Genomic DNA, 13708 nt, shown 5'->3' on the forward strand with positions numbered 1-13708 from the left:
CACACTCGCTTGACCACCATGATCGCCCACACCCCGACCCTATTCGCCTCGGTAGCCCTGGTCGCCACGATCATGGCGTTCTGCCTGATCCTGGTCGGGCAGCTGAACAAGCGCGATGGTCTGTTCACCACCGGCTGCGGCCTGCTCGCCCATGCCCTGGCCTATGTCTGCTACACCCTCTACGGGCAGGCCCCCCTGTGGCTCACCTATGGTGCGGCCAATCTGCTGCTGTCCGTGGCCCTGGCGCTCTACACCGCCGGCATCTTCCGCATTCGTGAACTGCGCGTACCCTGGCCGCTGATTGCCAGCCTGCCTGCGCTCATGGCGCTGCTGATGGCCTCGCTGATCAATACCCTTGAACCGCGCATGCTGGCCGCCTCGGGCGTGCTCACCGGGCAATGCCTGCTGCTCGTCTACTGGGCCCATCGGCATGCCCGCTCGACCGGCCGCTCCTACATGCTGCTGATCATCGGCGGCGGCATCAGCCTGATCGGCCTGACCCTGCGGGTCATCGCCATCCTGGCCGGAGGCGCCACGGAGATGCAGTACGACGTCAGCAACCTGAAGCAAACCATTTCCGTCAGCATCGGCACGGTCACCGTGATGATGTACTCCCTGGGCCTGGTGCTGCTGTCGAATGAACGCAGCGAATCGCGCCTGCGGCAGATGGCCCGCCACGATGCGCTCACCACCATCCTCAACCGCCGCGCCATCCTCGAGCAACTCGCCGAGGAACTGGAGCGTGCCCGCCGTTGCGGCAGCACGCTGGCCATTGCCATGATCGACATCGACCACTTCAAGCAGATCAACGACCAGCACGGTCATCTGGCCGGCGACGAAGTGCTCTGCCACTGCGTGCGCAACCTGCAGCAGCGCCTGCGCCAGTCCGACTGCATCGGTCGCTACGGGGGCGAGGAGTTTCTCCTGCTACTCCCGGCGACCAGCGCCGAAGGCGCCATGGTCGCCGTCGATGCCCTCCGTGAAGCCCTGGCACAGACCCCGGCGCACTTCGCTGGAGCCACCATCCCGCTGAGCTTCAGCGCCGGCCTCTGGTGCGGCATACCCGGCCCGGACGACAGCACCGATCAGCTCATCGCCCACGCGGACAAGGCGCTCTACGCAGCCAAGGCTGGCGGGCGCAACTGCCTGAGCCTGTCGGCACCGACAGAGCGCCTGCAAGCGCAGGCCTGAACGGGCAGGGTGGGGCAGGCGCTAAAAAGGATCTTCGCGGACTTTGGGGGAAGAGCGAGTTGACAGGCAGGGACGCGGGTAGATTGGCGGTCGCCAAACACACCCACACCCTGCTGTCGCCATGCGTCCTATTGATCTTGCCGCTTTCTGGCCAGGCTACGAAGTCGTCGCCTCTCGTTCCGTTGCTGACAATACCCTGTTGATTGAGCTGGACGAGCCCCCTGTGTGGGCACTGTCAGCAGCCCAGTCCTTTGATCCACCGCAGGCTTTCAGTCCTGCGGCAGAAGCTCCATTGCGCTGGCTGAATCCGCCAATCCATAGCCTATCGCCTTGTAGCCCGCCTGCCGCTTGTTCCACATACGGAGCAAAGCAGGATGGCCAGAGTCGATGAAATCTATGATGCGGACATCCGTCTTGTCCGCATGCTCCTGATGCAGGCGACCTGCATATTGCTCCCGGTATGAGCAATCTCCGCATTTGATCCGCGGCTTCTCACACACGCCTGGGCGCCACTCATTCGCACATGCAGGTGAGTAACCGGACTTTCCGTCCTTGCTTTCCCAGCGCAAGGGAAACACATCGGCTCGCCCCCCGGAACAGGCGCTTGAACCGCGCCAGCTTCTCATTGGTGTCCAGGATCGGAATTAAAGGAGGTGGCGTGCCATCCAGCTAGGGCTTTGACGTCTCAGCCGGCAAGCGCCACTCAACGCCATGGGCCTCCAGCAATGCGATCAGGCGAGCATTCTCGGCCCGCAGTTGCTCAAACTCATCACATTAAAGCCTGGCTCTTATGGTACGGACGGGAGCTACTTGAGCCGCTCGGCAGCCTTGCGGTAGGCCTGCTCGCGATCACGCCGATCCACCGCCACGACAAACACCACCACCTCATGGTCGATCACCTGATACACCAGGCGATAACCGCTGCTACGTAGTTTGATCTTGTAGCAGTCCGGTAGCGAATGAAGTCGGTTGGCCTCGATACGCGGATTGACCAACACCTCCACGAGCTTTTTCTTCAACTGCTGACGGACAGTGTCCCCCAGCTTGTGCCACTCCTTCAGTGCCCGTGCATCGAATTCGAGGCTATAGGTCATCCAGCGAAACCTTCACTCGCTGGGGAGTCGCAAGGCGTTCACGGACTGTGGCGATCAGAGCCTCATCTTCCTCGGTCATCAACACCGGACGGAAGGGCAACTGACCGCGCTCGGCCACATACTGCAAGGCCTGGCGCATCAGCTCAGAAGGAGTGACGCCGAGCTTTTCCAATTCATGATAAGCCCGCTCTTTCAGCTCATCGTCGACACGAATATTGATTGAAGCCATGGCATGGCCCTCATATGTAATGACACTTGTCATTACAATGGCAGTGCCATGGCTTTTAAGCAACTCGTATCCGCCATGCGGCAATTAACAACTGCCTGCTGAGGTGTATTTCTAAAAAATACTCTACAAAGAAAAACCCCAGCACAATGGCTGGGGTTCTTTCTTGATGGCGGACATTAACCCCGCCCACTTCGGACGTTTAATGTGCCCCTAGACACCTGATCAGAAGTCCAAGTTGGACACCGCCAGGGCATTGCTTTCGATGAAGTCGCGGCGCGGCTCCACGGCATCGCCCATCAGGGTATTGAAGATCTGGTCGGCGGCGATGGCGTCCTCGATGGTCACCTTGAGCATACGGCGCACGCTCGGGTCCATGGTGGTTTCCCACAGCTGTTCCGGGTTCATCTCGCCCAGCCCCTTATAGCGCTGGATGCTGTGGCGCTTGGTGCTTTCGGCCATCAGCCAGCCCAGCGCTTCCTTGAAGGTAGTGACCGGCTTCTTGCGCTCGCCGCGCTGCACGTAGGCACCGTCTTCCAGCAGGCTGTTGAGCTGCTCGCCGAGGGTGGTCACGGTGCGGTAGTCGTTGCTGGCGAAGAAGTCGCGGTTGAAGGTGATGTAGCTCGACAGGCCGTGGGCCATGACTTCCACTTCCGGCAGCCACAGGTGGCGCTCGCGGTCTTCACGCAGGCTGGCGGTGTAGGTCTGGCCGGACTTCTCGACGCCCTTCAAACGCTCCTGGAAAGCCGCCAGCCAGGTCTGCATGGCCGCCTGGTCGGCCAGCTGCTCGAGTGATACGGCCGGCAGGTAGACGAAGTGCTCGGTGATGTCCTGCGGGTAGACGCGGGACAGGCGGCCGAGGGTCTTCATCACCGCGCGGTATTCGTTGACCAGCTTCTCCAGCGCCGCGCCGGACAGACCCGGGGCGTTCTCGTTGACGTGCAGGCTGGCATCGTCGAGGGCCGACTGGGTCATGTATTCGTCCATGGCCTCGTCGTCCTTGATGTACTGCTCCTGCTTGCCCTTCTTGACCTTGTACAGCGGCGGCTGGGCGATATAGATGTAGCCACGCTCGACCAGCTCCGGCAGCTGACGGAAGAAGAAGGTCAGCAGCAGGGTGCGGATGTGCGAACCGTCGACGTCGGCGTCGGTCATGATGATGATGTTGTGGTAGCGCAGCTTGTCGATGTTGTACTCGTCGCGACCGATACCACAGCCGAGGGCGGTGATCAGCGTGCCGACTTCCTGGGAGGAAATCATGCGGTCGAAACGGGCACGCTCGACGTTGAGGATCTTGCCCTTGAGCGGCAGGATCGCCTGGGTCTTGCGGTTACGGCCCTGCTTGGCAGAACCGCCCGCGGAGTCCCCTTCCACGATGTAGAGTTCGGACAGCGCCGGGTCTTTTTCCTGGCAGTCGGCCAGCTTGCCGGGCAGCCCGGCGATGTCCAGCGCGCCCTTGCGGCGAGTCATCTCGCGCGCCTTGCGCGCCGCTTCACGGGCACGGGCGGCGTCGATCATCTTGCCGACCACGGCCTTGGCTTCGTTGGGGTTCTCCAGCAGGAAGTCGGCGAAGTGCTTGCCCATCTCCTGTTCCACCGCGGTTTTCACCTCGGAGGAAACCAGCTTGTCCTTGGTCTGCGAGCTGAACTTCGGATCCGGCACCTTGACCGAGATGATCGCGGTCAGGCCTTCACGGGCATCGTCACCGGTGGTCGCGACCTTGTGCTTCTTGGCCAGGCCTTCGGTTTCGATGTAGTTGTTCAGGTGGCGGGTGAGGGCGGAGCGGAAACCGGCCAGGTGAGTACCGCCATCACGCTGGGGGATGTTGTTGGTGAAGCACAGCAGGTTCTCGTTGAAGCTGTCGTTCCACTGCAGGGCGACTTCCACACCGACGCCATCTTCCTCGCGCTGGATGTTGAAGTGGAACACCTGGTTGACCACGGTCTTGTTGGTGTTCAGGTATTCGACGAACGCCTTGAGACCACCTTCGTACTTGAACAGCTCTTCCTTGCCGCTGCGCTCGTCCTTGAGGACGATGCCGACACCGGAGTTGAGGAAGGACAGTTCGCGCAGGCGCTTGGCCAGGATGTCCCAGCTGAAGTGGATGTTGTGGAAGGTGTCTTCCGACGGCTTGAAGTGGATCTGCGTGCCGGTGCCATCGGCATCGCCAACTGCGGCCAGCGGAGCCTGCGGCACGCCATGCACGTAGGTCTGTTCCCAGACCTTGCCGCTGCGGCGAATGGTCAGCACCAGTTCCTTGGAGAGGGCGTTCACCACCGAGACACCCACGCCGTGCAGGCCGCCGGATACCTTGTAGCTGTTGTCGTCGAACTTACCGCCGGCGTGCAGCACGGTCATGATGACCTCGGCGGCGGAGACGCCTTCTTCCTTGTGCATGTCCACCGGGATGCCGCGACCGTTGTCGCGCACGGTGATCGACTCATCCGGGTGGATGGTGATGCTGATGTCGCTGCAGTGACCGGCCAGCGCTTCGTCGATCGAGTTGTCGACCACCTCGAAGACCATGTGGTGCAGACCGCTGCCGTCATCGGTGTCGCCGATGTACATGCCTGGTCGCTTGCGTACGGCATCCAGGCCCTTGAGGACCTTGATACTGTTGGAGTCGTACGTTTGGTTTTCGCTCATGCCTTCACTCCCGGTGGTCGTGTCTGGGTGATACAGCCATGTTCCACGTGGAACATGGCGACCGGCGTATCCGTGCGCCAGCCATCATTCAATAATTCGTGATCGACACAGGTGATGAACACCTGACACTGCAAATCATCCAGCAGTCGGCACAAGGCCCGTCGATGTTGCTCATCCAGCTCCGACGGCAAGTCGTCCACCAGATAAATGCATTGGCCATGTTTGGCCTGGTTCAGCAGATGCCCCTGGGCGATGCGCAGTGCGCAGACCACCAGCTTCTGCTGACCGCGGGACAGAATCTCCGCGGCATTGTGTGCGCCGAGGCGCAGGCGTAAATCGGCGCGCTGCGGTCCGGCCTGGGTATGGCCGAGCTGCTGATCGCGGGGCAGGGTGGCAGCCAGTACATCGGTCAGCGCCTTGTCCTTGTCCCAGCCTCGGTAGTAACTCAGGGTCAGCCCCTCAAGCTCCACCAGCTCACTCAGCACCTGCTCGAACACCGGCTTGAGGGCCTGGATATAGGCCCGTCGATAGCCGTCCAACTCATCGCTGGCCAGGCACAGTTCACGGTCCCACGCGGCCTGCGCAGCGCCGTCCAGTGTACCATGCCGCAGCCACGAGTTTCGCTGGCGCAGGGCCTTCTGCAGGCGCTGCCAGGCCGGCATAAAGCGTGGTTCCACGTGGAACACCCCCCAGTCGAGGAACTGCCGACGGATCTTCGGCGCCCCCTCGAGCAGGCGGAAACTATCCGGGTTGATCACCTGCAACGGCAGCACTTCGGCAAGCTGCGCGGTGCTGCGTGCATTCTGCCCATCGATGCGAATCTGCAACTCGCCCTGGCGATCGCGGGAAATACCCAGATTACTGGAGCGCTCGTCAGCCAGCTCGACCTGACCGAATACGGTACAGGCCGGTTGCTCGTACTGAATCATCGGCAGCAGCTTGTTGCTGCGAAAGGAGCGGGCGAGGCCGAGCAGGTGGATGGCTTCCAGCAGGCTGGTCTTGCCGCTGCCGTTGGCGCCATGAAGGATGTTGATGCGGGGGGAGGGGGAGAGCGTCACCGGGTGCAGATTTCGCACCGCGGTGACGGTGACGCGGGAGAGGGACATTCAGCGGTTACAGGCGCATCGGCATGACAACGTAGGACGAGTCGTCGTTACCGGCTTCCTGCACCAGGGCGCTGCTGTTGGCATCGGAGAGGATCAGACGCACCTGCTCGGTGGTCATCACGCCCAGCACGTCGAGCAGGTAGCTGACGTTGAAACCGATCTCCAGCGAGCCGCCGTTGTAGTCGACCGCCACCTCTTCTTCCGCTTCTTCCTGCTCCGGGTTGTTCGCCTGGATCTTCAGCTGACCGCTGGCCAGTTGCAGGCGAATGCCGCGGTACTTCTCGTTGGACAGAATCGAGGTACGGCTGAAGGCTTCGCGCAGCGCCTGGCGATCACCGATCACCAGCTTGTCGCCACCGCGCGGCAGCACCCGCTCGTAATCCGGGAACTTGCCGTCGACCAGTTTCGAGGTGAAGGTGAACTCGCCGGTGGTCGCACGGATATGGTGCTGACCGAGAACGATGGCGACTTCACCGTCCTGCTCGGTGAGCAGACGCGCCAGTTCGAGGATGCCTTTGCGCGGCACGATGACCTGATGCTTCTCGGTGTTCTCGATAGCCGCGTCCATGGCACACATGGCCAGGCGGTGACCGTCGGTAGCGACGGCGCGCAGTACGCCGGTCTGCACTTCGATCAGCATGCCGTTGAGGTAGTAGCGCACGTCCTGCTGGGCCATGGCGAAACTGGTGCGCTCGATCAGACGGCGCAGCTTGCTCTGGATCAGCGAGAAGGTCAGCGAACCCGGGCCTTCTTCCACGGTGGGGAAGTCGTTGGCCGGCAGGGTCGACAGGGTGAAGCGGCTGCGCCCGGCCTTGACTACCAGCCTCTGCTCGTCGACGCGAATATCGATCAGCGCATCGCTCGGCAGGCTCTTGCAGATGTCCATCAGCTTGCGTGCCGGTACGGTGATCTCACCCGGCTCGGCGCTGTCTTCCAGAGTCACGCGGCCAACCAGCTCGACTTCCAGGTCGGTACCGGTCAACGACAGCTGTTGGCCTTCGACCACCAGCAGCACGTTGGAGAGTACCGGCAAGGTCTGGCGGCGTTCGACGACGCCGGCGACCAGTTGCAGGGGTTTCAACAGGGCTTCGCGTTGAATGGTGAAATGCATGGTCTAGTCCCTTGCCTAATGAGGCTGCGTGTCAGGTAGTCAGGGTGCGCAGCAGGTTCTTGTAGTCCTCGCGGATATCCGCGTCGGATTCCCGCAGTTCGGCAATCTTACGACAGGCGTGCAGAACTGTGGTGTGGTCTCTTCCGCCAAATGCATCGCCGATTTCCGGCAGGCTGTGGTTGGTCAATTCTTTCGACAGGGCCATGGCCACCTGGCGTGGCCGGGCGACCGAACGCGAGCGGCGCTTGGACAGCAGATCGGCGATCTTGATCTTGTAGTACTCGGCCACGGTGCGCTGGATATTGTCCACGCTGACCAGCTTGTCCTGCAGGGCCAGCAGATCCTTCAGCGACTCGCGGATCAGCTCGATGGTGATCGGCTGGTTGGTGAAGTGCGAGTGGGCGATCACCCGTTTCAGCGCGCCTTCCAGTTCACGTACGTTGGAGCGGATACGCTGGGCGATGAAGAAGGCCGCGTCGTGGGGCAGGTCGACCTTGGTCTGCTCGGCCTTCTTCATCAGGATGGCCACGCGGGTTTCCAGTTCCGGCGGCTCGACCGCCACGGTCAGGCCCCAGCCGAAGCGCGACTTGAGACGCTCTTCCAGGCCTTCGATTTCCTTCGGGTAACGGTCGCTGGTGAGGATGACCTGCTGGCCACCTTCGAGCAGGGCGTTGAAGGTGTGGAAGAACTCCTCCTGGGAGCGCTCCTTCTTGGCGAAGAACTGGATATCGTCGATCAGCAGCGCGTCGACCGAACGGTAGAAGCGCTTGAATTCGTTGATCGCGTTGAGCTGCAGCGCCTTGACCATGTCGGCGACGAAGCGTTCGGAATGCAGGTAGACCACCTTGGCATTCGGATTCTTCTTCAGCAGGTGGTTACCCACCGCATGCATCAGGTGGGTCTTGCCGAGACCAACGCCGCCATACAGGAACAGCGGGTTGTAACCGTGCTTGAGGTTGTCCGCCACCTGCCAGGCTGCGGCGCGGGCCATCTGGTTGGATTTACCCTCGACGAAGTTCTCGAAGGTGAAGGTGCGGTTGAGGTAGCTGGTGTGCTTCAACGCGCCTTCGACCTGAACCGAGCGCTCGGTTGGGCGTGTCGCTGCAACCGGCTGCGGCGCGGCCGGCTCACTGACCGGGGCATCCGGCACGGGAGCGGCAACGGGCACCTGGCTACTAATAGAGGGAGCAGGGGCTGCCTGGGGGGCAACGCGCGCCGCCGCACTGCGCTTGCTGCCGATCAGCATCGACAGGGCAGGCGCCAGGCCGTTGGCCCGTTCGGCCAGCAGCTCCAGCAGGCGCACCAGGTATTTTTCGTTGACCCAGTCGAGCACGAAACGGTTGGGGGCGTAGACGCGCAGTTCATCACCTTCGGCTTCCACCTGCAGTGGGCGGATCCAGGTGTTGAATTGCTGGGCAGGCAATTCGTCGCGAAGCAGCTCAACACACTGCTGCCAAAGTTCAACGGACACGGAAATCCCCTAGGTCGCTACGATCGGCGAGGCAAAAAACAGTCCGCATTGTAGCCGTCGAGACCCGAGTTATCCACATGTAAAACGCCTTTCAAGCCAGCAAAATCAAGGATTTATTGCTGTTTCCAGGGGTAACGCAAGGTGCGGCTAAAGGTTGTGGATAAAGCACCCATAAGCCTGGTGGATAAGACCGGGCTAAAACCTCTGGATAACCTCGCTGTGGGTAACTTGCCATTCGCTGCACAGGCAATCCCCATCCCCGGCACAGGCACAGCACCGGTTACCGACAGCCTTTTGCCCGACTGCAAGCCCCGTCGGCCAAGGCCTGCAACCAGTTGTCCACAGAAAAGCGGCTGCTTAAAGCTTTATAAGCACTACAGGTCTTTTAAGAATTTCTTTCCTTTTATCTTCTTTATGCGCAGAAGCCTGTCTGGAAATTGACCTGGGGCCGCGCTTTCACTAGAATCGCCGGTCTCTTTAAACGGGGGCCATTCCGGCCCGTAGTGGACCACCCAGGTAAGCACCATGAAACGCACTTTCCAACCCAGCACTATCAAGCGCGCTCGTACCCACGGTTTCCGCGCACGCATGGCCACCAAGAACGGTCGTGCCGTCCTGTCGCGTCGTCGCGCCAAGGGCCGCAAGCGCCTGACCGTCTGATAAACCGGAACGGGTGGTGAGTCAGGGCTTCAGCCGGGAAAAGCGTCTGCTTACACCCCGGCAATTCAAGGCAGTCTTCGACTCACCCAGCGGCAAGGCTCCTGGCAAGAACGTCCTGCTCCTCGCTCGCACTAACGATCTAGACCATCCCCGCCTGGGTTTGGTGATCGGCAAGAAAAGCGTCAAGCTTTCCGTCGAGCGTAACCGCCTGAAACGCCTGATCCGGGATTCGTTCCGGCACCATCAGGAATTATTGGGCGGTCTGGACATTGTCGTGGTGGCACGCAAGGGCCTTGGCGATCTGGACAACGTGGAACTGCATCAGCAGTTCAGCAAGCTCTGGAAACGCCTGGCCCGCCAGCGACCTAGCCCTGAACCCGATATCGGACCAGGGGTGAGCGACAGTCCCCATGCGTAAACTGGCTATCCTTCCGATCCAGTTTTACCGCTACGCCATCAGCCCTTTGATGGCCAGTCACTGTCGCTTTTATCCCAGCTGTTCCTGCTACACCCAGGAAGCCATCGAACTGCATGGCATCCTGCGGGGTAGCTGGCTCGGCATTCGCCGCCTGAGTCGCTGTCATCCCTGGAACCCCGGTGGTTACGACCCGGTTCCGCCCCCTTCTTCCCCTTCGATGACCGAGTAATCCATGGATATCCAACGCTCGATCCTACTCGTCGCCCTGGCAGTCGTGTCCTATCTGATGGTTCTGCAGTGGAACCAGGACTACGGCCAGGCGGCTCTGCCGACCCAGAGTGCCGTCGTCGCCAGCAACGGCAGCACGCCTGCTCTGCCGGATACGCCCGCCGCCGCCAGCAACCATGACGACATTCCGTCGGCCAATGCCGAGCAGCAGCAACCGGAAAGCCCGGTGGCGGCCACCAGCGATCAGCTGATCCGGGTCAAGACCGACGTGCTCGACCTAGCCATCGACCCGCGCGGCGGCGACATCGTGCAGCTGACCCTGCCGGCCTACCCGCGTCGTCAGGATCATCCGGAGATTCCGTTCCAGCTGTTCGACAACGGCGGCGAGCGCCTGTACCTGGCGCAGAGCGGCCTGATCGGCAGCAATGCGCCGGACAAGAGCAGCGGCCGTGCCCTGTGGAGCAGCGCCCAGCAGCAGTACCAACTGGCCGACGGCCAGGACGAGCTGGTGGTCGAGCTGAAATACAGCGAAGCCGGGGTCAACTACATCAAGCGCTTCAGCTTCAAGCGCGGCCAGTACGAACTGGCCGTGGCCTACCGGATCGACAACCAGTCGGCCCAGGCCTGGAGCGGCAACATGTTTGCCCAGCTCAAGCGCGACAGCAGCGGCGATCCGTCCTCGACCACTGCCACCGGCACCGCGACCTACCTCGGCGCCGCCATGTGGACCAGCGACGAGCCGTACAAGAAAGTGTCGATGAGCGATATCGACAAGCAGGCCGACAAGGAAACCGTGCAGGGTGGCTGGGTCGCCTGGCTGCAGCACTACTTCGTCACCGCCTGGATTCCGGCCAAGGACTCCAGCAACGTGGTGCAGACCCGCAAGGACAGCCAGGGCAACTACATCATCGGCTTCACCGGCCCGACCCTCAGCGTCGCTGCCGGTGCCCAGGCCGAAACCAGCGCCATCCTCTATGCCGGCCCGAAGATCCAGAAGCACCTGGGCGAGCTGTCCCCGGGCCTGGAGCTGACCGTCGACTACGGCATCCTGTGGTTCCTCGCCCAGCCGATCTTCTGGCTGCTGGAACATATCCACAGCATCCTAGGTAACTGGGGCTGGTCAATCATCGTCCTGACCATCATCATCAAACTGGCCTTCTTCCCGCTATCCGCTGCCAGCTACAAGTCGATGGCGCGCATGCGTGCGGTGTCGCCGAAGCTGGCCGCACTGAAGGAACAGTTTGGCGACGACCGCCAGAAGATGTCCCAGGCGATGATGGAGCTGTACAAGAAGGAGAAGATCAACCCGCTCGGTGGCTGCCTGCCGATCCTGGTGCAGATGCCGGTGTTCCTGGCCCTCTACTGGACCCTCCTGGAAAGCGTGGAAATGCGCCAGGCCCCGTGGCTGCTGTGGATCACCGACCTGTCGATCAAGGATCCGTTCTTCCTCCTGCCGATCATCATGGGCGCCACCATGTTCATCCAGCAGCAGCTGAACCCGACGCCGCCGGATCCGATGCAGGCCAAGGTGATGAAGCTGATGCCGATCATCTTCACCTTCTTCTTCCTCTGGTTCCCGGCTGGTCTGGTGCTGTACTGGGTGGTCAACAACGTCCTGTCCATCGCCCAGCAGTGGTACATTACCCGCAAGATCGAGGCGGCCGCGGCGAAAGCCTGACCGTCCTCGCCGCTGCACTGAACGCCCCCTCGTGGGGCGTTTTGCTATCTGCCATTTACTGCCGAGAGAACCGCCATGAACGCCGCCCGTGAAACCATCGCCGCCGTCGCCACTGCCCAGGGTCGTGGCGGGGTCGGCATCGTGCGGGTCTCCGGGCCACGGGCGCGGGCCATCGGCATCACCTTGAGCGGCCTCGAAGCCAAGCCACGGCATGCCCACTACGGGCCCTGGCACGACCACCAAGGCGAGGTGATCGACCAGGGCCTGCTGCTGTTCTTCCCCGGCCCGCATTCCTTCACCGGTGAAGACGTGCTGGAACTGCAGGGCCACGGCGGCCCGGTGGTGCTGGACATGCTCCTGCAGCGCTGCCTGCAGCTCGGTGCCCGCCAGGCGCGGCCCGGCGAGTTCAGCGAGCGCGCCTTCCTCAACGACAAGCTCGACCTGGCCCAGGCCGAAGCCATCGCCGACCTGATCGAAGCCAGCTCGGCCCAGGCCGCGCGCAATGCCCTGCGCTCGCTGCAGGGCGAGTTCTCGCGGCGCGTGCATGGCCTGACCGAGAAGCTGATCGAGCTGCGCATCTATGTGGAAGCGGCCATCGACTTCCCCGAGGAAGAAATCGACTTCCTCGCCGATGGCCATGTGCTCGGCCTGCTGGATGGCGTGCGCGACAACTTATCCACAGTGCTGCGCGAGGCCGGGCAAGGCGCCCTGTTGCGCGACGGCATGACCGTGGTCATCGCCGGCCGGCCCAACGCCGGCAAGTCCAGCCTGCTCAACGCCCTGGCCGGGCGTGAGGCGGCGATCGTCACCGAGATCGCCGGGACCACCCGCGACGTGCTGCGCGAACATATCCACATCGACGGCATGCCGCTGCACGTGGTGGATACCGCCGGCCTGCGCGACACCGACGACCAGGTCGAGAAGATCGGCGTGGAGCGCGCGCTGAAGGCCATCGGCGAGGCCGACCGGGTGCTGCTGGTAGTCGACTCGACCGCCCCGGAAGCCGCCGATCCCTTTGCCCTGTGGCCGGAGTTCCTCGACCAGCGACCGGACCCGGCGCGGGTCACCCTGATCCGCAACAAGGCCGACCTGTCCGGCGAGGCCGTAGCGATGGATACCTGCGCGGATGGCCACGTCACCCTCAGCCTGTCGGCCAAGTCCAACGACGGCCTGGATCTGCTGCGCGAACACCTCAAGGCCTGCATGGGCTACCAGCAGACCACCGAGAACAGCTTCAGCGCCCGCCGCCGCCACCTGGAAGCCCTGCGCCAGGCCTCCAGCCACCTCGAGCACGGCCGCGCGCAGCTGACCCTGGCCGGGGCCGGCGAGCTGCTGGCCGAGGACCTGCGTCAGGCCCAGCAAGCCCTGGGCGAGATCACCGGCGCCTTCAGTTCCGACGACCTGCTTGGGCGCATCTTCTCCAGCTTCTGCATCGGCAAATAAGCCTGCTTACGCAGCATCCGCCTGCCTGGCCCAAGGCGGATTGTCCCTGCCCGGCAGTTATCCAATGGCCCGCAAAGACGAACCTAAGCCCTGTGGAAAACCCAGCCTAAGCCCGGTCCATAACTGGGCTTGAAAACTGAAGATAAAATCCTCTGTGCATAACTAGCCATTCCATCCACAGCTCATGGGCAGCTTGCCCAGTGGAAAGTGCCAGGTTCAGCACAGGCTTATCATTCGCTGTACAGCTCGCCAATAAAGGCCTGTAGCGCTTTATCCACAGAAAAGGCCTTCACCATACATAAACATAAAAACAAGGCTTTATAAAAATTCATTCTTTTATTCTCTATAAACCTGAAGCCTTACCGACTGGCTATTTTTTGTGCAGAAGGCTTCATTCACCCGGCCTAACTCCCTATACTTGCGCCCCTTCTCTTTT

The 13708-nt window shown here is 61.9% G+C and carries 11 protein-coding genes and 2 pseudogenes; 6 read left to right on the forward strand and 7 right to left on the reverse strand.

Translation table 11 applies throughout. The features are described 5' to 3' along the window. The first annotated feature begins 18 nt into the window (after positions 1–18). Positions 19–1191, forward strand: coding sequence for a diguanylate cyclase (locus tag F3I16_RS01960; protein ID WP_160492890.1), 1173 nt, complete (start codon positions 19–21; stop codon positions 1189–1191). A 452-nt stretch (positions 1192–1643) separates the two neighbouring features. On the opposite strand, the pseudogene F3I16_RS21150 reads toward F3I16_RS01960, so the two are convergent. The 7 genes and pseudogenes from F3I16_RS21150 to dnaA all read right to left on the reverse strand — a co-directional run. Further along, positions 1644–1947: pseudogene (locus tag F3I16_RS21150) on the reverse strand (DEAD/DEAH box helicase); the annotation flags it as partial. Between the two features lie 50 nt (positions 1948–1997). Then, entirely contained in the window at positions 1998–2285 is a 288-nt protein-coding gene (locus tag F3I16_RS01965; protein ID WP_160492088.1) for a type II toxin-antitoxin system RelE/ParE family toxin, read from the reverse strand. Then, on the reverse strand, positions 2275–2514 hold the full coding sequence (locus tag F3I16_RS01970) for a type II toxin-antitoxin system RelB/DinJ family antitoxin (RefSeq protein WP_160492089.1): 240 nt from the start codon (positions 2512–2514) through the stop codon (positions 2275–2277). Before F3I16_RS01970 ends, F3I16_RS01965 begins: the two co-directional genes overlap by 11 nt. A 222-nt stretch (positions 2515–2736) precedes the next feature. After that, the gene (gene gyrB / locus F3I16_RS01975; RefSeq protein WP_160492090.1) at positions 2737–5157 is read right to left on the reverse strand and encodes a DNA topoisomerase (ATP-hydrolyzing) subunit B; all 2421 of its coding nucleotides are present in this window, start codon (positions 5155–5157) and stop codon (positions 2737–2739) included. A 4-nt stretch (positions 5158–5161) separates the two neighbouring features. Further along, a pseudogene (recF, locus tag F3I16_RS01980) lies at positions 5162–6263 on the reverse strand (DNA replication/repair protein RecF). Positions 6264–6270: 7 nt separating this feature from the next. Next, positions 6271–7374, reverse strand: a complete 1104-nt coding sequence (dnaN, locus tag F3I16_RS01985; RefSeq protein ID WP_160492092.1) for a DNA polymerase III subunit beta — start codon at positions 7372–7374, stop codon at positions 6271–6273. 31 nt (positions 7375–7405) lie between these two features. Further along, a complete protein-coding gene (dnaA, locus tag F3I16_RS01990) occupies positions 7406–8845 on the reverse strand; it encodes a chromosomal replication initiator protein DnaA (RefSeq protein ID WP_160492093.1) in 1440 nt (479 codons plus the stop codon). A gap of 525 nt (positions 8846–9370) precedes the next feature. On the opposite strand from dnaA, the gene rpmH reads away from it, so the two are divergent. The 5 genes from rpmH (at position 9371) to mnmE (ending at position 13272) form a co-directional block, all read left to right on the forward strand. After that, complete coding sequence (gene rpmH / locus F3I16_RS01995) at positions 9371–9505, forward strand: 50S ribosomal protein L34 (protein ID WP_003246698.1); 135 nt, start codon at positions 9371–9373, stop codon at positions 9503–9505. A gap of 13 nt (positions 9506–9518) precedes the next feature. Then, complete coding sequence (gene rnpA, locus F3I16_RS02000) at positions 9519–9923, forward strand: ribonuclease P protein component (protein ID WP_160492094.1); 405 nt, start codon at positions 9519–9521, stop codon at positions 9921–9923. Further along, complete coding sequence (yidD, locus tag F3I16_RS02005) at positions 9916–10152, forward strand: membrane protein insertion efficiency factor YidD (RefSeq protein ID WP_160492095.1); 237 nt, start codon at positions 9916–9918, stop codon at positions 10150–10152. The genes rnpA and yidD overlap by 8 nt, the downstream gene beginning before the upstream one ends. Positions 10153–10155: 3 nt before the next feature. Beyond that, the gene (gene yidC, locus F3I16_RS02010; protein WP_160492096.1) at positions 10156–11829 is read left to right on the forward strand and encodes a membrane protein insertase YidC; all 1674 of its coding nucleotides are present in this window, start codon (positions 10156–10158) and stop codon (positions 11827–11829) included. A 75-nt stretch (positions 11830–11904) separates the two neighbouring features. Next, a complete protein-coding gene (gene mnmE, locus F3I16_RS02015) occupies positions 11905–13272 on the forward strand; it encodes a tRNA uridine-5-carboxymethylaminomethyl(34) synthesis GTPase MnmE (RefSeq protein WP_160492097.1) in 1368 nt (455 codons plus the stop codon). Positions 13273–13708: the final 436 nt, after the last annotated feature.

It is taken from the genome of Pseudomonas sp. L-22-4S-12, from assembly GCF_009799935.1.
GTDB lineage: Bacteria > Pseudomonadota > Gammaproteobacteria > Pseudomonadales > Pseudomonadaceae > Aquipseudomonas.

Excerpts from the sequence above, each read along its gene's own strand:
- F3I16_RS01960 (WP_160492890.1), top strand. The coding sequence starts at position 19 with ATGATCGCCCACACCCCGACCCTATTCGCCTCGGTAGCCCTGGTCGCC.
- F3I16_RS01965 (WP_160492088.1), bottom strand. The coding sequence starts at position 2,285 with ATGACCTATAGCCTCGAATTCGATGCACGGGCACTGAAGGAGTGGCAC.
- F3I16_RS01970 (WP_160492089.1), bottom strand. The coding sequence starts at position 2,514 with ATGGCTTCAATCAATATTCGTGTCGACGATGAGCTGAAAGAGCGGGCT.
- gyrB (WP_160492090.1), bottom strand. The coding sequence starts at position 5,157 with ATGAGCGAAAACCAAACGTACGACTCCAACAGTATCAAGGTCCTCAAG.
- dnaN (WP_160492092.1), bottom strand. The coding sequence starts at position 7,374 with ATGCATTTCACCATTCAACGCGAAGCCCTGTTGAAACCCCTGCAACTG.
- rpmH (WP_003246698.1), top strand. The coding sequence starts at position 9,371 with ATGAAACGCACTTTCCAACCCAGCACTATCAAGCGCGCTCGTACCCAC.
- yidD (WP_160492095.1), top strand. The coding sequence starts at position 9,916 with ATGCGTAAACTGGCTATCCTTCCGATCCAGTTTTACCGCTACGCCATC.
- yidC (WP_160492096.1), top strand. The coding sequence starts at position 10,156 with ATGGATATCCAACGCTCGATCCTACTCGTCGCCCTGGCAGTCGTGTCC.
- mnmE (WP_160492097.1), top strand. The coding sequence starts at position 11,905 with ATGAACGCCGCCCGTGAAACCATCGCCGCCGTCGCCACTGCCCAGGGT.